Source organism: Bacillus sp. 5RYD7K (assembly GCF_059831465.1).
On record NZ_CP191200.1, the window covers coordinates 3,694,524 to 3,712,798 of the forward strand.

Sequence of the window (18,275 nt, forward strand, 5' to 3'; positions counted from 1 at the left end):
CTCCATATTTTTTACCATTTTAAACTTAATAAGCAAGAAAGGTATACGGGGACATCCTCCCCATATACCTTGGGTCTTTTGTTTTCAGAACCGCCTGTTATTCAAAAGAAGCGTTTCTGAAGAAAACGTCACCTGTTCCGGTCAAGATTACATTTTTGAGGTTTTTATCCTGCACCCAAGTATCTGTATAGAAGTAAACTGGCGCGACCGGCATTGCGTCCATAAAGATTTTTTCTGCTTTTTTCAGCTCTTCGATACGTTTATCCGGATCCGTTTCAAGCTGAGATTGGTTCAGCAGCTTTTTAAACTCAGGGTCTTCCCATCCTGTATCATTGTTTCCCCCATCTTTATCGCGATAGGCTTCAAGGAAGTTAATTGCATCATTAAAGTCGCCTAACCAGGCCATACGCCCGACCTGATAATCTTGGCTGTGCAGCTTATCGATGTACACATTCCATTCGGAATTATCAAGCTCAGCTTTGACACCTAAGTTCTTTTTCCACATTTCCTGTACGGCCTGCGCGATTTTCGCATGCGCATCATTCGTATTGTAGGACAATTTGATTGCCGGAAGGTCAGAGACGCTCTTGACACCTAATTCTTTCAGTCCTTTATTTAAGTATTCTTTTGCTGTTTTGACGTCATTGTCTTTGAAATAGCCTTTTTTGTTATCCTCGAATCCCTTCATTGACGGCGGCACTGCAGCCATGGCCGGGATTTGTTCCCCCTGCGTCACATTTTTCACGATAGATGAGCGGTCGATCGCATAAGCAAGGGCTTTACGGATGTTAACATTGTTCAGCGGTTTCGCTTCTGTGTTGAATTTGTACCAATACACACCTGCGATCGGTTCAACATGGAGCGATCCATCCTTTTTCAAAGTCGGCAGAGATTCGGTCGGAAGCTGGCCGAGCGGCATTCCTGCCCAGTCAAGCTCACCCGCCTGGAATTTTTTCAGTTCGGTGTTGTCATTGTTAATCATCACCATGTTGATTTTCTTCAATTTCACAGCGTCTTTATCCCAATATTGATCGTTCTTTTCAAGCGTGATAGAACCGCTGTGTTTCCAGGCCGTCATTTTGAACGGGCCGTTTGACACGTAATTTTCGCCTGCATTTGTGTTCCAGTTTTTATGTTTTTCAGCAATTTTCTTGTTGATCGGCATATACGTATAGAATGAAGTTAATTGCAGGAAGTAAGGTGTCGGGTTGTTCAGTTCAACCTTTAATGTTTTGTCATTTACAGCTTTTACGCCTACGTCATCAAGCTTGCCTTTTCCTGTATTGGCGGCTTCAGCGCCTTTGATGTAGTAGAGCTGATAAGCGTATTGTGATTCGTTGTTCGGGTCAAGCACCCATTTCCATGCATATTCAAAATCCTGCGCAGTCACGGGGTCGCCGTTAGACCATTTCGCACCGTCACGAATCGTAAATGTATAGGTCTTTCCGTCTTTGCTTGTTTCAATTTTAGATGCCATTCCTTCTTCAGGCTCACCTTTGGAGTTTACGCGTGTCAATCCTTCATAAATCTGGCGGATTACGCCTCCTGAAACGGAATCATTCGCTAATCCCGGATGCATTGAAAACGGCTCAGTTTTAATATTGATATTAAGTGTAGTCTGTCCTTTGGTGTCTTTTTTACCGTCTCCTGATCCGCCGCTGAATCCGCCGCACGCACTTAACACAAGCGAGAAGATAAGCATCAAACCTACAATAGACCAACGCTTTTTCATGCACTAACCCCCTAATCAAATTTTCAGCCTTTACTACTAAATACTCAGAAATATCAGACAAAATAACGTAATATTTTTCTAAACTTTAATTGTGTTCCGTCTTTTCTGATTATTTTATGTAAAGAAGCTGTAACAATAGAGTGAACAAGTTCATTATAATGAAATGAATAATTTATTGCAATACTATTTTCTCAATTTAAAATATTTAAATTTGGTCAGTTTTTCTGCCAAAAAGGTGATACACTTCTACAGTTTAAAGCATGACCTAACTAAATATTTTTATTGTAATTTCCAGTTCATATTGCTTTTTACATATAATATTCGTTATACGAAATGTTGATATCCGTTATCTTTTAGGCATTTTCAGTTCTTTTTGCGGATTTTCAGCCTTTAAGCAAATTGGAAATAAGCTTGTATTCTTCTGATGACATTTGGCTATAATTGATTTATAATAGATCAATCAAAGAACATTTTGTTGTGATTGCTATGATGAAGAGTAGTACACATATCAACCCGTTTGAAGAGAGCCTGCGGTGCTGGGAGCAGGTAACGGGCCCTGTGGAATGGACTTCTGAGCAGCTGACTGAACGTAAAGTAGGCCCAGCCGGAGCAGCCTCCGTTACCAACGTCTCGAGCGATTCCATTGTAATGGAATAATCAGGGTGGCACCACGGTTCATTCGTCCCTTTTTTCTACGGGAAGAATGGGCTTTTTTTATTATGTTTTAAGAAATGAGGTAAGAACTATGAAGAAAACGATTTTTTCAGGCATTCAGCCGAGCGGCTCCGTTACCCTCGGCAACTACATCGGCGCCATGAAGCAATTTGTCGATTTGCAGCATGATTACAACGGATATTTCTGCATCGTTGATCAGCATGCAATTACGGTTCCGCAGGATCGGCTTGAGCTGCGGAAGAACATCCGCAATCTGGCGGCTCTTTACCTGGCCGTCGGACTTGACCCCGAGAAAGCGACCCTCTTTATCCAGTCAGAGGTTCCCGCTCATGCCCAGGCGGGATGGATGCTCCAATGTGTCGCATATATCGGCGAGCTTGAGCGGATGACGCAATTTAAAGATAAGTCAAAAGGCAAAGAAGCCGTCGTCTCAGGGCTGTTAACATATCCGCCGCTGATGGCCGGTGATATTTTACTGTACGGCACGGACCTTGTTCCGGTCGGAGAAGACCAAAAACAGCACCTTGAACTGACCCGCAATCTGGCGGAGCGCTTCAATAAGAAATACAACGACATCTTCACGATTCCTGAGGTGAAAATCCCTAAAACAGGCGCACGCATCATGTCACTGGCTGATCCGCTCAAAAAAATGAGCAAATCAGACCCGAACCAAAAGGCATACATCACGCTGCTTGATGAGCCGAAACAGCTTGAAAAGAAAATCAAGAGCGCCGTGACTGATTCGGAAGGCATTGTAAAGTATGATAAAGAAAACAAACCGGGTGTTTCTAACCTTTTGACGATCTATTCTATTTTAGGAAACACATCAATTGAAGAATTAGAGGCAAAATATGAAGGCAAAGGTTACGGTGAATTCAAAAGCGATTTAGCCGAAGTCGTTATCGGCGCTTTGTCACCGATCCAAGAGCGCTATCGTGAATTAATTGAAAGCGACGAGCTTGACCGCATTCTCGACGAAGGGGCAGCACGCGCAAACAAAACCGCCGGCAAAATGGTGAAAAAAATGGAGAACGCCATGGGTCTCGGACGGAAAAGAAGATAAAGAAAAGAGGCGGGATGATCCCCGCCTCTTTTTTAGTTCACTTTTGATTCCTGTTCCATTTCCCAAAGCTTTTCGAAAAACGGCTGCCCTTTAATCAAATTTTCACAGAACGCAAGATGCTTGTCTGACCAGCCTTCGATTGTTTCATTATAAAGCATGTCCCAAATCTCTTCAAAGCTCATCCGTTTGATCTGCTCGTACATATGCGGATTCCATTCCGTGTACCAATACACTATTTCCGCGCGGTTCTTCAGCCCTTTAAGCTGGTCAAGCGCCATAAACATCAGCTGCTTGATCTGCCGTTCTTTTCTTGTCAGCCCTCTGACATGCTCCGGCGCCAATGATAAAATGTGATATTCCTTTGAAGACTCCAATTGTGCAGGCTCAAATTGAAACGATTCCGGCTCTACATCCTTTACCATTTCATAAACAAGCTGCTCCTGCCTCGGAATCAGACGGCTCTTTCTGACCGGAATGGTATACCCGATCGTATCCACGGCAATGATGCCGATTCCGTCAGTCACGACAAAACAGTACTCAAGCTTCGTCCGTTCATGATTTTTTCGCACATATGACTTTTGATGCACTTGTTCCAGCAGCTCTTTCGGAAGCTCTGATAAGTCGTTTTCTATGTAATGAAATAATACCGACGGCACTCTGAGCAGCGGCGTCTGATCCAAAAGCTCAACCGTGTCTTCCTTCCGCCATTCGTGAAAATGGCATACATTGTAGCCATTCTCTTCCCCTTCAAACCAATTGACCCACACATCATGAAGAAATAACATATTCGACCCCTCACTTTATAAAAACTGTTGTCCACAGTATAGGCAAGGGATAGATAAATTATTCCATTTTGATATGAGATTTCCTCAAGAGGGGGCTGGATTCCCCCTTGCATCGCAACAAAAAAAATCTCCCGTTCCGTCCGGGAGATCATTTCACATTTTTCGGATCAAGCGCGTCACGCAGCCCGTCTCCGACAAAGTTGAAGCACAATACGGTAAGAAGAATCAACAACCCTGGGAATAACGGGTACCACCAAGCCTGAATCATAAGCGTAAAGTTCTGTGCATCCTGAAGCATATTGCCCCAGCTTGCGATCGGCGGCTGAATCCCGAAACCGAGATAACTCAATGTAGATTCTGCCAAAATAACCGTTCCGACCTTTAATGTGGCCGAGACAATAATCGGCCCAAGCGCATTCGGCAATATATGAGAAAAAATAATATGATGATTTTTTGTACCGATCGTCTTTGCAGCCAGTACAAATTCTCTGGAACGAAGCGATAAAAACTCCCCTCGCACAAGGCGTGCTGTTGTTGTCCAGCCTGTAAGGGAGAAAATTAAAATTAATTTATCCATTCCGGGCTGAAAAATCGTAACAAGTGTAATAAGCAAAAATATATCAGGTATGGATAATACGATATCCACAGTTCTCATGAGAACGGCATCGACAATTCCCTTAAAATAACCGGCAACGGCTCCGACAACAGTTCCGATTGTAATTGCACCGATCACAGATGCGAATCCGACAAGCAAGGAAACGCGCGCCCCGTACAGAACCCTCGTAAAGATGTCTCTTCCGAATTTATCAGTTCCCATTAGATGTTTTAAACTCGGCGGCTTCAAACGATTGATAAGAGATTGACTCTCTGGAGAGTAAGGAGCGATTACCGAAGCGAATAAGGCTGACAAAATGATGATGGTTAATATAACGGCTCCGATTACAGCAAGTTTGTTTTGAAAGAACTTTTCGAAAAAAATCTTAGTCATTGTTTCCGGTTTGGATTGAATATTTTCTTTTAATTTTATTTCACTGGGGGGTGTGCCGGTATTTGGCTGTAACATTTGACCTCTCACCTCTCTTAGTTAATATTCAATACGCGGGTCAGCCAACGCATATAAGATGTCCGCAATTAAATTCCCCACTACAACCAAAACAGCTGAAATGACCGTCATGGCCATGATAACCGGATAATCTCGTGAAAAGGCTGAATCAATAAACAATTTGCCGAGACCCGGCCAAGTAAAAATCTGTTCTACCACTACCGCTCCCCCGATAAATGACGGTATCATCAGACCAAAAATAGTGATGACAGGAAGAAGTCCGTTTCGCAAACCGTGCTTAAAAATCACTTTATTATCTCTGAATCCTTTCGCACGCGCCGTGCGTATATAATCCTGTTTTAACACATCAAGCATACTGGATCTTGTGTATCTCGTTATCCCAGCCATGTCTGCCGTTGCGAGCACAAAAGCAGGCAGAATCAAATGATGCAAACGGTCAAATATGTTAAAGTCAGCATTCAAAGTGCTTACTCCGCCAGTGGGAAACCACCCAAGATTCACAGATAAAACCATAATTAAAATCAAACCGAACCAAAAATTCGGAATAGCAAGCCCTAAGAATGAAGTAACAGTTATCCCGTAATCCAATTTGGAATAAGGACGTTTCGCTGACAAAACACCAAATGGAATAGAAATCAGAAGAGCGACAAGGGTTGAGAAAAGCATAAGCACAATCGTATTCGGTAAGCGGGATAAGATAAGTTCAGAAACAGGGGTGCCTTTCTTCACAATAGAAGTCCCGAAATCGCCTTGCAGCATATTCCCCAGCCATTTCACATATTGAACCGGTTCCGGATCGTTCAATCCGTATTTTTCAATGAATTTCGCCCTGTCCGCTTGACTGATTGTAGGGTCCATCATAAGTGACATCGGATCTCCCGGCGCTGCTTTCATGATGGCAAACGACAAAATTGTGATGCCTAAGAGAATCGGCAAGGACATTAATGTTCGCCGTAAAATATATGTAACCATATTCTTGTCCCCTTTTTAAATAGGATAAGAGAGGAAAGGAACCTCCTTCCCTCTCAAGGGCTTTTGCTATTTTTGATCCAGCCACCATTTTTCAATATTGTACAAGTCATTTTTAGGGTGGAATACATAGCCTTGTAAATTATTCGGCATCGCTCTGTGATAGTTGTAATAGAATAAGAAGCTGTACGGCTGATCTTCCGCAATCAATTTGTATATCTCTTCATATTTCTTTTGGTATTCTTTTCTGTCAGTAATTGACTTCGCCTCTTCAAGCAGCTTATCGACTTTCGGATTTTTGTACCAAATATTATTCAGCCCGTTTTTAGATTGGCTTGAATGGAAGATGGAGAACTGATCCGGGAACGTAGCAAGACTCCATCCGAGAAGAAGAGCGTCATAATCCCAATTAGGGGCACTGGTCTGTTCAATTAACGCACTGAATTCAACAATCCGCGGCTTTGCCTCAATTCCTACTTCTTTTAATTGCTGCTGAACGACAACCGCTAAATCTTCACGAATTTTATTGCCTTGATTCGTTTTAATTTCAAAAGAGAATTTTTTCCCGTCTTTATCAAGGTAGCCGTCACCGTCATGATCTTCCCATCCGGCTTCTTTTAACAGCTGCTTTGCTTTTTTCGGATTATAATCAAATGTCGGCACTTTAGACTTCGGATAATTCCATGACAGCGGACTTTCAGGAACATCCGCTACCTTACCGTCTCCGTTCAGCACTTGATCTACCATTGCCTGCCTGTCAAGAGCGTAAGTCAATGCCTGACGCACTTTTTTGTCCTTAAAAAGCTCTTTTTTCTCATTCCAGCCGATATAGCTGTAGTTTAAGCCGAGATCAGATTTAACCTTTACGTTCCCAAACGTCTTAACCGTATCAAAATCTGTGCCCGGCACAGCGAAGAAATCAATGTCCCCCGCTTTTAACTGGGCCACGGCCGCGTTGGAATCAGGAATTGTTTTGACTGTCACTGTATCAAGATATGGTCTGCCTTCAAAGTAATCATCATTTGCTTTCAGTTTGACATACTCGCCCTTTTTCCACTCGACAAACTTAAACGGACCGGAGCCGATTGGGTTTTTACGGTTAAATTCATTTTCTCCCAGATCAGCAACCGGGACCTTACCCAATATATGTTTTGGCAAAATGCCGTAACTGCCGAGAACGACATTGTAGAAATAGGCATCTTTTTTCTTCATTTTAAACTGAATTTCATATTTTCCTTTTTTCGTTACGGATTTAAGTGACTCAAAACCTGAGCCCCGCTCACCGTTGTAATCTTTGTTAAGAGGAATGCTGTAGGTGAACACTACATCATCGGCCGTGAGCTCTTTTCCATCATGGAATTTTACGCCTTTTTTCAGTTTTACATCATACGTTAATCCCCCGTCAGACTCTGTTACTTTTTCAGCCAGCGACGGCTTGACGTTCAATTTCTCATCGGTTTCTAATAATGTGCTGTAAATCATTCCTTCAATATCGGAACTTGCAACATCGGTGGAGTAAAGAGGATTAAAAAGCGTTGGTTCCCCAGTTGACCCGACAACCAAATCTCCGCCTTTTTGCGGTTTTCCGGCCGGTTTGGATTCGGTGCTTGTGGATTTTGAGCCGGAGCAGGCTGACAGGAAGATGGCGAGCGCCATAAAAACACTTAGCATCATCAGTGCGGTTTTACGTAATTTCATATCAATTCCCCCTTTGTGATATATATGCAGCAAACAGGTTATGTAATCCGGCATACCCCCTCTCGATGCTTGTCATTTCAGGTATATAAATGGCAGGCGACGTAATGGCCGGGAGCGGCTTCTTCAAATGCCGGGATTTGTTCCTTACAGATCGGTTTGGCCATCGGGCACCGCGTGTGGAACACGCAGCCTTTCGGCGGGTTTGCCGGGCTCGGCAGTTCTCCTTTCAGGATGATTCGTTCCCGCTTGACGGCGTCTTTTTTTCTCGTGACGGGCACTGAAGATAACAGCGCTTGCGTATAGGGGTGAAGCGGATTGTCGTAAAGCTCATGTTTATCGGTCAGCTCCATCATTTTTCCCAGATACATAACGCCGACTCTGTCACTGATATGGCGGACAACACTTAAATCATGAGATATAAACAAATAGGTAAGGTTGAATTCTTCCTGCAGTTCTTCCATCAGATTGATGACCTGAGCCTGAATGGAGACATCAAGCGCAGATACGGGTTCATCCGCAATAATCAGCTCGGGATTCAATGTTAAAGCCCGCGCAATCCCGATCCGCTGACGCTGCCCTCCGGAAAATTCATGCGGATAGCGGTTCGCAAAGCTCGGATGGAGACCGACTTTCGCCAGCAGCTCCTCTACTCTCTCGTTCCGCTCGCGAATGCTGTACATATGGTGAGTCTGGAACGGTTCTTTAATAATGGAGCGCAGTGTTTTTCTCGGATTAAGCGATGCGAAGGGGTCCTGGAAGACCATCTGGATGTTTTTGCGGACACTTTTTCTCAGCTTTTCTTCTGATAAGCCGGAAATATCCTGGCCCTTAAAAAGAATCCGGCCGTCTGTCGGTTTGTATAAACGGATCATCGTCCTTCCCGCCGTTGATTTGCCGCATCCTGATTCACCGACGATGCCGAGCGTCTCGCCGCGCTTCAGTGAAAAAGAAACACCGTCGACAGCCTTGATGTCTCCGACTTTTCTTTGAAAAAAACCGGAACGGATCGGGAAATATTTTTTTACGTCTTTCAGCTCTAATATCGTTTCTTGGTTCACAGCTGTCATTTTGATTGGGCACCCTCTTCCTCATATAAAAAACACCTTACAGAACGGCCGCTTTCATGTGTTATCAGCTCCGGCTGCCCCGTTTTGCATTTGTCCATCGCCTTCGCACACCTCGGAGCGAATCGGCAGCCTTCCGGAAGATGATCCGGTGTCGGGACACTGCCTTTGATCGCTTTTAATGTATCAATCTCTCCGTCTATCACCGGTATGGAGTTTAACAGCCCTTCCGTGTACGGATGAAGGGGGTTTAAAAATAAGTCTTCCACGCTCGCGCTCTCAACGACTTGTCCGCAGTACATCACGATCACCCTGTCGGCGGCTTCGGAAACGACGCCTAAATCGTGAGTGATCAGCAGAATGGAAGTATCGAATTTTTTGCAGAGGTCTTTCATCAGCTCCAATACTTGGGCTTGTATCGTCACATCAAGCGCCGTCGTCGGTTCATCGGCTATCAGAAGCTTCGGGTTGCAGCTGAGCGCAATGGCGATCATCACCCTCTGTCTCATTCCCCCGGAAAGACGGTGCGGATATTCTTTCATTACTTGTTCCGCTCTTGAGAATCCGACGAGCTTGAGAAGCTCAACGGCTTTATTCACAGCTTCTTTTTTACTCATTTTTTTATGGTATTCAAGCACTTCGGTAATTTGTTCGCCGATGGTCAGCACCGGGTTTAGAGAAGTCATAGGTTCCTGAAAGATCATAGAGACGTCATTTCCGCGGATTTTGCAATATTCGTTTTCGGTGAAGGAGGCCAGGTCCCTGCCTTCCAGCTTAATCGAGCCGTCCACAATTTTCCCGCCCGAGCCTTGGACAAGTCCCATAATAGAAAGAGAGGTGATGCTTTTGCCCGAGCCGGATTCTCCTACAAGGGCGACGGTTTCGCCCTTGTTAATGTGAAAATCCACCCCGTCGACTGCGGGAATCGGCTGTTTCTTTCTGAAAAAATAGGTCTTTAAGTTATTCACTTCTAATAGTGTGCTCATGATACGCCCCTTTCTCATTCCGCTGCAGCAGAGGGAAACATACGTTTCGCTATCACAAAATATAGAATAGTCAAAAATTTTATAGTTGTATATTATTACATCATTATTACAAAAGCAAGAATTTTTTAGGATAAATGTAATATCATCAAATAATTACCATTCTTTCATTCTTTTAAAGCGTTGCTTCCAGAAAGGTTTTTGAAGGGATGGCCAATGCTTCTTTTACTGTTTTTTGATGATCGGTTAAATATTTTTTTACTATATTGAATCCGACGGCATAACCAAGCATTGAGGGGAAGTATCCTTTTCCGTATAAGAGCTGTGAAAACATTCTGCTGTCTCTCGTTAATCGGAGGTTCGGCTTGACTCTTTTTTCAAACAGAAAATCAAGCTGCTCAGGCGTATAGTAGGACGTCCATTCCGCCGTAAGACTTGAGCCGAATCGCTCATATACAGCATATTCTGCCAGCCCCTCCATCATGATTGTATCAAGTAATGTCTCATCTTTTTCGTCCTTTGTCACATGTTCTAACCGGCAGACGTGATTATATTCATGTGTCATAAGGGCGGAAACAGCTGAATTGGAACTATCCGACGATAAGAAGAGAAACATTTTGTCCCGGAAAGCAAGACCGGATTTTGACCCGAATTCCAGACGGATTTTCCGGTTTCGTTCATCAACGGGCAAAACAACGATCGGCACGTCCGGCCCGTTCCACTTCTCCTTTAAATAAGCTTCCTCCTTTTGGATATGACTGTAGCTTCCTCTTTCTTTCAGCCGTTTACTGGTCCTAACGCCGTCCTTCAGATGGCGGAACATTCCGTGGTTTTGCAGCATCGCGAGTATCGGCTTCCACTCTTTCTTATCGGCCCCTGAAAAAAGCGGCAAAAGGTGCGGGGCCAAATCATTCATGGATGCCGCCTTTTCCATCCATTTATATGTCTGCTTGACGCTCATACCGGTTCGCCTCCTCTTGTTGTTATCATATGCACGCACAAAAAAACCGGCCGCCTTTTTCAGGCAGCCGGTCAAAAAACTGTATTATTGATATTTTTTAAAGATCAAAGTGGCATTATGTCCGCCGAATCCGAGCGAGTTGCTGAGAACGATGTTAACATCCTGCTCGCGCGCTTTGTCCGGTACATAATCTAAATCACACTCTTCATCAGGTGTTTCGATGTTAATCGTCGGCGGGATAACGCTGTCTTTAATCGCCATGACGGAGAAGATGGCTTCAATTCCTCCGGCAGCGCCTAACAAATGGCCCGTCATTGATTTTGTCGAGCTGATGGCAAGCTTGTACGCATGATCACCGAAAACGGTCTTAATGGCTTTTGTCTCGTATTTGTCATTGTAGTACGTGCTTGTGCCGTGAGCGTTAATGTAATCAATTTCTTCAGGCTTGATGCCCGCATCTTTGATTGCTTCCTGCATCGCTCTCGCACCGCCTTCCCCGTCTTGGGCAGGCGCGGTAATGTGGTAAGCATCACCCGTTGAGCCGTAACCGACAATTTCTCCGTAGATTTTCGCACCGCGGGCAAGCGCGTGCTCAAGCTCTTCAAGTACGATGATCCCCGCGCCTTCTCCCATGACAAAGCCATCACGGTTTTTATCAAACGGGCGGCTTGCCGTTTTCGGATCAGGATTTGTAGAAAGGGCTTTGTTTGCGCTGAAGCCCGCAAATGACATTCTTGTCAGCGGCGCTTCCGTTCCGCCCGTAATCATCGCATCGGCATCGCCGCGCTGAATGACTTTAAACGCGTCACCGATAGAGTTTGTTCCCGTCGCGCATGCCGTCACCGTACAGGAGTTGACTCCTTTTGCTCCGAGAGCGATTGAGATTTGGCCTGTTGCCATATCCGGAATCATCATCGGAACAAAGAACGGGCTGACCCGTCTCGGCCCTTTTGTCAGGAAGATTTCGAATTGGGATTCAAGCGTTTCAAGGCCGCCGATTCCGGAACCGACCCAAACGCCGACTCTTGGCGCGATCTCTTCTGTGATGTTCAGACCGGCATCTTCAACAGCCATTTTCGCGGCTACAACAGCATATTGTGTGAAGCGGTCCATTTTTCTCGCTTCTTTTTTATCCATGTAGTTTTCAATATTGAAATCTTTCAGTTCAGCAGCTACTTTCGCCGGATACTCGTCCGATTCCACACGTGTGATCGGTCCGATTCCGGATACGCCGCTAATTGCATTTTTCCAGCTTGTTTCGGCGTCGTTGCCAAGCGGAGACAGGGCTCCAAGTCCTGTAACGACTACTCTTTTTTTATTCATCATGTGTGCACCTCACCTTTTTTCTATCGTCCCCAGCGTATCGCTATGGCGCCCCATGTCAATCCTCCGCCGAAACCGACCATGACGATGACATCGCCGTCTTTAATTTTACCTGCTTCCAGTTCCTCTACTAATGAAATCGGAATGGATGCCGCGGATGTGTTTCCATATTTATGGACTGTTTTAGACATCTTTTCAACCGGAAGCTCCAAACGTTCCCGTGCCGCTTCCATAATGCGGATGTTTGCCTGATGGGGAATCAAAAAGTCTACGTCCTCTTTGGAAAGACCGGCTTTTTCAATGACATTTACACTTGATTCACCCATTTGCCGGACGGCGAATTTGAATACTTCTCTTCCATGCATGATTGTATGCCCTTTTTCATCTAAGTACAAGTGCTGACCGCCTGTACCGTCTGCTCCGAGCTCAAATGACAGTATGCCTCTGTCGTCGCTGACCGGTCCGATGACAGCCGCTCCGGCCCCGTCCCCGAACAGAACAGCCGTATTGCGGTCTTCCCAGTCAGTAATGCTTGAAAGCTTTTCGACTCCGACCACAAGGACATGTTTGTATGTTTGCGATTCAATGAACTGTTTGGCGGTTACGATACCGTACATAAAACCGGCACATGCAGCGCTGATATCCATCGCGCACGCTTTTTTGGCCCCGAGCTTTTCTTGTATCATACAGGATACGGTAGGGAAAGACTGGTCGGGAGTGACCGTCGCCACGAGGATCATATCAAGCTCCTCAGCGGAAATGCCCGCCTGATCAAGCGCTTTTTGCGCAGCCTCAGCGGCCATGCCGGATGAATACATATCTTCAGCGGCGATTCTTCTTTCTTCTATACCTGTTCTCGTACGAATCCACTCGTCCGATGTATCTACCATTTGTTCAAGATCATGATTTGTCAGCACTTTTTCCGGGATATAACGGCCGACACCAAGAATTCCAGCTTTCATAGGAAAGACTCCTTTTTATAATGAATTTAAAACTAATTAGTTATGATCAATTGTTAGTATCAGGTACTAATTCTACCCTATTTTTTTTCTGTTGGCAATATATTCGTCTAAACTATCGGCTCCCGCTCTTCATAGAATATAAGGAAGATGAAAGGAGGCTTTATTATGGATATTTTCACTAAAATGATGTTCGGCAATTCCGGGGACCGGGATAAAGAACCGGAAGAAAACGAAAAAAACGAAGAAAACCCCGAGCAGCCTCAGGCTGAAAACGAAGGTCCGGTCGATTACAACCACGTGATGAATCAGCTGGGCTCCATCATGAACTCCCTCGATCAATTAAAGCCTGTATTTAAAGACCTTGGGCTTGGATCGATGGTTTCCGCCATCAAGAAAAAAATCATGTGAAAAGCCACTTCATGAAAAAGTGGCTCTCTTTATTTATTCAGCTCTCCGGCATCAGATCTGCCAAGCTCATATGCTTCCGCCATGACCGATGTAAATAGATCCATAAACGGCTGAATCATTTCCATAGACAGATCAATGCCGGATTTCTCAAGCTCCGCCTTTGCTTCCGGCAGGTATTTCATTGCGATTTGCATAAATTCAAGAGACTTTTCATGCTGCATGTGTATCCACCTCTATTCATTTGACGGCAGTTCATTTGTTCGGTTATACGTTTTTACAAGATCTGAGATTTTGTCTTGAAATGCTTTGTCCACCAGAGGGCTGAACGTCCCCATTTCAACGACTCCTTCCCTGAAATCGAAGTTGTGATCTCCGCTCTTGAGCGTGCCGTTATTATATTGCTCGGCGATTATTGTATAGGCTTTGTCTACATTTTGCACGGTGCTTGTCAGCACCGTGTTTTTGCCGAGGTTCGATTGCTCGGCGACATAGCCGATGGCGTAAAGCCCGTCTTTTTTAATTTGCTGAATGACAGGAACATTATACCCGTCTCCGGCCGGATATACAACATCCGTGCCTTCTGCTTTTAACTTCTTATAAAGATGCAGTGCTTCATTGCCGTTATCCCAATGGTCCGTAAATTCAGTATTGACGGTAATATCGGGCTTTTCATATTTTGCCCCTTTAATAAAACCGTCTACCTCAGGCTGCCATAAAAACGAGGCGATGACGCCGACCTCATTGGTTTTAGACATATGGGCGGCCGTCATTCCCCCAAAAAAGCCCATCGCTTCTCCCATAAGATGAACGCTTGTGACATTATCGTTTTTCGCCGTTCCGTTTGCGACGACGAATTCCATGTCGGGATAATCCTTACTGATCATATTGAAGATTTCCTCGTATTCATTTCCGTGCCCGTATAAAAGATTGACTCCTTTTTTATGCAAATCATCTATCGCTTTTAAAATATCTTCATCAGATCTGATATTTTCTTTATAATAAACGTCAACGTTAAATTCAGATTGTATCGCTAATAAACCTTTGTAACCTTTTGTGCCCCATACCAGGTCACTGATGGTATCGGGAAACAGCATTCCGACCTTCTCAATTTTCCCTTTAAACGGAGTTTGTGCGCATCCGCTCAAAAAAAGGAGGACAGAAAAGACCATGACAAGCCTGGTGATCAAGCCGTGTTCAACCCCTTTTTACTCATAACATGTATAGTTGGTATATATTTATTGTAGCGGTAATGCACATAACATGGAAGGTATTTCTTAAAAATTGTCGAATGTTGATGAAAATTGTCTTTTCCACTCTTGAATTTTTTCTTCCGCTTCTGTTTTTTGCGTTTTTTCTATTATTTCCAGGGTAATAACCTGATTTTCTTCCTCTGTGCCGTCCGCCTGAAGCTTATTCATCAGCCCGCAGGCTGCGTCTTCTAAAAAGACCCTGCTTTCGCCATCTTCTTTCGCTTCCGTCCACGGGCCGTAAAGCGGCGGAAGAATAATCGTTTTAACCGTGTCCCGCTGGCCGTTTTTTTCCCAGTCTCCGTGATCCTCGTTGTAAACAATCCAATATAAAGGCTCCGTTCTGTCTTCAGGCAGACATCCGCTCCCGTATTGAACGCAGATTCGATCGTATTCCTTATCACCGATTTCATCTATGATTTGAAAAAGCCCGTTCCTCCCGAGCCACATTAAACGTTCTTCTAAATACAGCTGCCTCGTTTTGTCCTCCGGCTCATCCAAAATGACATCAACATGCACACCTTCATCCATCATCCGTTCGCATAATGAAAGGCCGAGAAATTCATCTGCTCCAATGATCAGCGCTGTCTTCATCACATATGCCGCCTTTCCGGTTTTTCATTCACGCACAAGCCAAACAGCCCTCTGAAAAGAGATGGCTGTTGTATACTATTCACTACAGGTCTTTTTCATGACTGCGGAAAAAGCGGCAGATGGCTCTGTACATCCGCGCCGGATTCTCAAGCATGTGATACGTGATATCAGTCTTGCATCCGGTCTTTTCCCGGGCTTCTTTATATGCGTTCGCATGCAGGGTATACGGATACGGCGCTCCGGTCGTTCTTTGCCATATATGTACCGGCACGCTGGTGCGGCAGCCGGTGATGGTCTGATAGGTCAGCGAGCTTGCCTCTTTTTCAGAAACACCGAAGCTTTGAGCCGTTTCTCTCAGAAACTGCTTATAAAAAAACTTATTTTCTTTCTCTGATTCAAAATGGGCTTGAAGGTCAAGACAAGGATCTAACATTGCTGCTGAACGGATATGCTCCGGCGAAGATTGCAGCAGTTGATCGGCGATGAGAGCGCCCATGCCTTCTGCAAGCAAGTGTATTTTCGGGTTGAGGGTTTCTTGTTTCAGCACATAATGAATCAGCTGTCTGGCGTAAGCGGCGGCTTTTTCCGATCCCCAATGCCTGCCGTATAAATTGCTGTTGAAGATTGTATAACCTCTGTCACGCAGCGTATTTAACAGCTGGTTTCTCCCTTCATGTTCGAGCCAAAAGCTTGAATCCCCGCTGACAAAGTGAGTTCTGTCCCCAAGAATAAAGATACAGAAGCCGTTCGGCCGATACGGCAGATGGATGACGTTCAGCTCAGATCCGAGTTGGAAAAATCTTTCCGTTATCCCCATGCCTTTCCGCCTCCTTTTACTCCTAGTTTCTCTATTGGCTATCATATGTAAGAAGAATGAAAACGGATCAGTTAAACCCCTAGTTGCTTCTATGTTTTGGCTATTATACCGGTGCGGGGACCGTATTTTCCGTCAGACGGCCGGGCATGCGGTAAAAAGTCAGTTTTAGGGCGGGGCTTTTTGATGCGAAATTGACCTTCCGCCCGCGCCTTATGTATGGTATGATACAACGTAGAATAAAATGAAGGACGAGGTGGAAACGTGCGGTTAGTTATCGGTTTTATTTGGACGTTCCTTTTAACACATATGGCCTGTTATTTGATCGCCTCCATGAACAGCGCGGCGTACAACTTCAAGCAATCATCCGTTATCGCCGTAGTTATCGCGGTGCTTGTGTTTGTTCTTGCGGAAGTCATGCCTGTCAAACAGGATGCAAGCCAGCATTAATTAAAAAAACCTGCTATTCAGCAGGTTTTTTTCTGTTCACGGTTTTCGTTGATATGTCCACAATCTGTTGTGATTTGAAGTCTCAGGAAACATTTCTCCCGCCGTAAGCTTGATTTTTTGCGGATTTTTGACCATACTTCCCGTTTCGCCGATTTCAACGTACACACCGTTATTCGGCGCTTTTTGTCCCGGTCGGAATTGATGCTGCTGTCCCACGTCATTTCCTCCTTTTTCTTTTTCATGTAGTATGCGCTTGTATGCGAGAAAATATTAAAAAACCGCTGAATGAGGGGACTGACCCCCGTTTTTGAGACAGGGATCAAAACACCTTTAAGCAGCCAGCTGTCGGTATGTGACCGGCGGCTGGTTGTTTAGTTTCGTTTGAATACGAATGTTGTTATAATAGTGTATATAGGTTTCGACAGTTTGCTCTACGATGGTCGTCGTAGTGCTTTCCAACCTGTCGAGGTAGAACGTTTCAGACTTTAGTGAGGAATGAAACGATTCGATGGAGGCATTATCAGCGGGCGTCCCTTTGCGGGACATGCTCATGGTAATGCCTTTTGTTTTAACAGCTTTCTGATACTCATAAGATGTATAAACAGAACCTTGGTCACTATGTAACACGCAGTTCTCTGGCAGTGCGGGCAGCTGATCAAGTGTGTGTAAGACAAAGTCTGTGTCCTGTCTATCGCTAATCGTAAAAGCAATCACTTCTCCATTGTATAAATCCAATATACTGGAAAGATACAATTGTTTCTGCCCATAAGGCAAATATGTGATATCCGTTACTAGCTTTTCCAGAGGGCGATCAGACTGAAAGTTCCGATCCAATATATTCTCGGCCACGGCATATGGCTGCCCATTCTTCTTGCGCTTTTTCACCTTAACCCGGCATTGCCACTGATTCTTCTGCATAATGCGCTGAACCGTTTTATGATTCATACGCATTCCCTTTTTTAATATAGCTGTGATTTTCCGATAGCCATATCGATAATTGTGTTCTCGGCACAACGTGCCGATTTGTTTTTCTAAATGGTATTTAGGGTTATCTTTCATCAGATTCTTCTTCCAACGATAATAAGATGCTCGTGAGATACCTAAATGAATACAGATATCCTTTATGGTCATTGTGCCGCGCAATGCTTCTACAAGCTCGACTGGCGTTTCGCTATCAGCTTCCTTTCCAATTCGTTGTACTTTTTTAACACTTCATTCTGTTGTCTCAGATAACGATTTTCTGCCTGCAGTTTCTCTAATTCGGAAGAATACTCTGGACCTTTTCCATAAGAATATTGCTTTCCGACAGGTTGTTCGAATCGATGTGTATCCCCAGCTTTATACCACCTGACCCATGTCTGCACCTGCGTCTTATTCTTTATATTCAATTCCTGCATGATCTCCTTCACAGGCACGCCCGCCAATCTCATTTCTACAGCCTTCTGTTTGACTTCAACAGGATAACTCACTCTTGCCCTCATAGA

General features: G+C 44.6%; 19 protein-coding genes and 1 other annotated feature. Of the genes, 3 read left to right on the forward strand and 16 right to left on the reverse strand.

The genetic code is table 11. From position 1 onward, the window contains the following. Positions 1 to 97: 97 nt before the first annotated feature. Positions 98 to 1,732 carry a peptide ABC transporter substrate-binding protein gene (locus ACQE26_RS18085; RefSeq protein WP_060963089.1) on the reverse strand — a complete coding sequence of 545 codons (1,635 nt, stop codon included), beginning with the start codon at positions 1,730 to 1,732 and terminating at the stop codon, positions 98 to 100. Between the two features lie 477 nt (positions 1,733 to 2,209). Then, positions 2,210 to 2,422 (forward strand) — a binding site (T-box leader). Between the two features lie 55 nt (positions 2,423 to 2,477). Between ACQE26_RS18085 and trpS the strand changes: the two genes are divergently transcribed. Beyond that, positions 2,478 to 3,470, forward strand: a complete 993-nt coding sequence (trpS, locus tag ACQE26_RS18090) for a tryptophan--tRNA ligase (protein WP_060963090.1) — start codon at positions 2,478 to 2,480, stop codon at positions 3,468 to 3,470. A 32-nt stretch (positions 3,471 to 3,502) separates the two neighbouring features. Here the strand turns inward: trpS and ACQE26_RS18095 are convergent, their stop codons facing one another. The 9 genes from ACQE26_RS18095 to ACQE26_RS18135 all read right to left on the reverse strand — a co-directional run bounded on the left by ACQE26_RS18095 (position 3,503) and on the right by ACQE26_RS18135 (position 13,278). Then, on the reverse strand, positions 3,503 to 4,255 hold the full coding sequence (locus tag ACQE26_RS18095) for a YjbA family protein (protein WP_016938238.1): 753 nt from the start codon (positions 4,253 to 4,255) through the stop codon (positions 3,503 to 3,505). A gap of 148 nt (positions 4,256 to 4,403) precedes the next feature. Next, on the reverse strand, positions 4,404 to 5,318 hold the full coding sequence (gene opp4C / locus ACQE26_RS18100) for an oligopeptide ABC transporter permease (RefSeq protein WP_016938239.1): 915 nt from the start codon (positions 5,316 to 5,318) through the stop codon (positions 4,404 to 4,406). 21 nt (positions 5,319 to 5,339) lie between these two features. After that, the gene (locus ACQE26_RS18105; RefSeq protein ID WP_045925327.1) at positions 5,340 to 6,290 is read right to left on the reverse strand and encodes an ABC transporter permease; all 951 of its coding nucleotides are present in this window, start codon (positions 6,288 to 6,290) and stop codon (positions 5,340 to 5,342) included. A 66-nt stretch (positions 6,291 to 6,356) separates the two neighbouring features. Then, the gene (locus ACQE26_RS18110) at positions 6,357 to 7,985 is read right to left on the reverse strand and encodes a peptide-binding protein (RefSeq protein WP_060963092.1); all 1,629 of its coding nucleotides are present in this window, start codon (positions 7,983 to 7,985) and stop codon (positions 6,357 to 6,359) included. Positions 7,986 to 8,062: 77 nt separating this feature from the next. Then, positions 8,063 to 9,052, reverse strand: coding sequence for an ABC transporter ATP-binding protein (locus tag ACQE26_RS18115; protein ID WP_060963093.1), 990 nt, complete (start codon positions 9,050 to 9,052; stop codon positions 8,063 to 8,065). Beyond that, positions 9,049 to 10,035 (reverse strand): ABC transporter ATP-binding protein, encoded by a 987-nt coding sequence (locus ACQE26_RS18120; RefSeq protein ID WP_500470222.1) that lies wholly within the window; start codon positions 10,033 to 10,035, stop codon positions 9,049 to 9,051. Before ACQE26_RS18120 ends, ACQE26_RS18115 begins: the two co-directional genes overlap by 4 nt. Positions 10,036 to 10,207: 172 nt before the next feature. Next, positions 10,208 to 10,993 carry a DUF2268 domain-containing putative Zn-dependent protease gene (locus ACQE26_RS18125; RefSeq protein WP_500470223.1) on the reverse strand — a complete coding sequence of 262 codons (786 nt, stop codon included), beginning with the start codon at positions 10,991 to 10,993 and terminating at the stop codon, positions 10,208 to 10,210. Positions 10,994 to 11,077: 84 nt separating this feature from the next. Then, positions 11,078 to 12,316, reverse strand: a complete 1,239-nt coding sequence (gene fabF / locus ACQE26_RS18130; RefSeq protein WP_060965052.1) for a beta-ketoacyl-ACP synthase II — start codon at positions 12,314 to 12,316, stop codon at positions 11,078 to 11,080. A 23-nt stretch (positions 12,317 to 12,339) separates the two neighbouring features. Further along, complete coding sequence (locus ACQE26_RS18135) at positions 12,340 to 13,278, reverse strand: beta-ketoacyl-ACP synthase III (RefSeq protein WP_060963096.1); 939 nt, start codon at positions 13,276 to 13,278, stop codon at positions 12,340 to 12,342. Positions 13,279 to 13,443: 165 nt separating this feature from the next. On the opposite strand from ACQE26_RS18135, the gene ACQE26_RS18140 reads away from it, so the two are divergent. Then, positions 13,444 to 13,686, forward strand: a complete 243-nt coding sequence (locus ACQE26_RS18140) for a hypothetical protein (protein ID WP_060963097.1) — start codon at positions 13,444 to 13,446, stop codon at positions 13,684 to 13,686. Between the two features lie 29 nt (positions 13,687 to 13,715). Here the strand turns inward: ACQE26_RS18140 and ACQE26_RS18145 are convergent, their stop codons facing one another. The 4 genes from ACQE26_RS18145 to ACQE26_RS18160 form a co-directional block, all read right to left on the reverse strand. Next, positions 13,716 to 13,907 carry a ComZ family protein gene (locus ACQE26_RS18145; protein WP_003155061.1) on the reverse strand — a complete coding sequence of 64 codons (192 nt, stop codon included), beginning with the start codon at positions 13,905 to 13,907 and terminating at the stop codon, positions 13,716 to 13,718. Between the two features lie 12 nt (positions 13,908 to 13,919). Further along, complete coding sequence (gene med, locus ACQE26_RS18150; protein ID WP_500470224.1) at positions 13,920 to 14,873, reverse strand: transcriptional regulator Med; 954 nt, start codon at positions 14,871 to 14,873, stop codon at positions 13,920 to 13,922. An 87-nt stretch (positions 14,874 to 14,960) separates the two neighbouring features. Then, positions 14,961 to 15,527: a hypothetical protein gene (locus ACQE26_RS18155; protein WP_049628252.1), complete on the reverse strand. Its 567-nt coding sequence runs from the start codon at positions 15,525 to 15,527 to the stop codon at positions 14,961 to 14,963. Positions 15,528 to 15,609: 82 nt separating this feature from the next. After that, the gene (locus ACQE26_RS18160) at positions 15,610 to 16,344 is read right to left on the reverse strand and encodes a lipase family protein (protein WP_342007578.1); all 735 of its coding nucleotides are present in this window, start codon (positions 16,342 to 16,344) and stop codon (positions 15,610 to 15,612) included. Positions 16,345 to 16,605: 261 nt separating this feature from the next. On the opposite strand from ACQE26_RS18160, the gene ACQE26_RS18165 reads away from it, so the two are divergent. After that, entirely contained in the window at positions 16,606 to 16,791 is a 186-nt protein-coding gene (locus ACQE26_RS18165) for a YjzD family protein (protein ID WP_016938251.1), read from the forward strand. A gap of 36 nt (positions 16,792 to 16,827) precedes the next feature. Here the strand turns inward: ACQE26_RS18165 and ACQE26_RS18170 are convergent, their stop codons facing one another. Together ACQE26_RS18170 and ACQE26_RS18175 are read right to left on the reverse strand one after the other, a co-directional pair. Further along, on the reverse strand, positions 16,828 to 17,007 hold the full coding sequence (locus ACQE26_RS18170; RefSeq protein WP_016938252.1) for a YjzC family protein: 180 nt from the start codon (positions 17,005 to 17,007) through the stop codon (positions 16,828 to 16,830). A gap of 114 nt (positions 17,008 to 17,121) precedes the next feature. Continuing rightward, a protein-coding gene (locus tag ACQE26_RS18175; protein ID WP_500470225.1) for an IS3 family transposase occupies positions 17,122 to 18,272 on the reverse strand; the annotation gives its coding sequence in 2 pieces (ribosomal slippage) (positions 17,122 to 17,999 and positions 17,999 to 18,272; 1,152 coding nt in all). Positions 18,273 to 18,275: the final 3 nt, after the last annotated feature.

Bases quoted from the DNA above. Each gene is read 5' to 3' on its own strand.
- fabF (WP_060965052.1), bottom strand. From the start codon at position 12,316: ATGAATAAAAAAAGAGTAGTCGTTACAGGACTTGGAGCCCTGTCTCCG.
- ACQE26_RS18125 (WP_500470223.1), bottom strand. From the start codon at position 10,993: ATGAGCGTCAAGCAGACATATAAATGGATGGAAAAGGCGGCATCCATG.
- ACQE26_RS18095 (WP_016938238.1), bottom strand. From the start codon at position 4,255: ATGTTATTTCTTCATGATGTGTGGGTCAATTGGTTTGAAGGGGAAGAG.
- ACQE26_RS18145 (WP_003155061.1), bottom strand. From the start codon at position 13,907: ATGCAGCATGAAAAGTCTCTTGAATTTATGCAAATCGCAATGAAATAC.
- ACQE26_RS18160 (WP_342007578.1), bottom strand. From the start codon at position 16,344: ATGGGGATAACGGAAAGATTTTTCCAACTCGGATCTGAGCTGAACGTC.
- ACQE26_RS18105 (WP_045925327.1), bottom strand. From the start codon at position 6,290: ATGGTTACATATATTTTACGGCGAACATTAATGTCCTTGCCGATTCTC.
- trpS (WP_060963090.1), top strand. From the start codon at position 2,478: ATGAAGAAAACGATTTTTTCAGGCATTCAGCCGAGCGGCTCCGTTACC.
- opp4C (WP_016938239.1), bottom strand. From the start codon at position 5,318: ATGTTACAGCCAAATACCGGCACACCCCCCAGTGAAATAAAATTAAAA.
- ACQE26_RS18120 (WP_500470222.1), bottom strand. From the start codon at position 10,035: ATGAGCACACTATTAGAAGTGAATAACTTAAAGACCTATTTTTTCAGA.
- ACQE26_RS18085 (WP_060963089.1), bottom strand. From the start codon at position 1,732: ATGAAAAAGCGTTGGTCTATTGTAGGTTTGATGCTTATCTTCTCGCTT.
- ACQE26_RS18115 (WP_060963093.1), bottom strand. From the start codon at position 9,052: ATGACAGCTGTGAACCAAGAAACGATATTAGAGCTGAAAGACGTAAAA.
- ACQE26_RS18140 (WP_060963097.1), top strand. From the start codon at position 13,444: ATGGATATTTTCACTAAAATGATGTTCGGCAATTCCGGGGACCGGGAT.
- ACQE26_RS18135 (WP_060963096.1), bottom strand. From the start codon at position 13,278: ATGAAAGCTGGAATTCTTGGTGTCGGCCGTTATATCCCGGAAAAAGTG.
- ACQE26_RS18110 (WP_060963092.1), bottom strand. From the start codon at position 7,985: ATGAAATTACGTAAAACCGCACTGATGATGCTAAGTGTTTTTATGGCG.
- ACQE26_RS18155 (WP_049628252.1), bottom strand. From the start codon at position 15,527: ATGAAGACAGCGCTGATCATTGGAGCAGATGAATTTCTCGGCCTTTCA.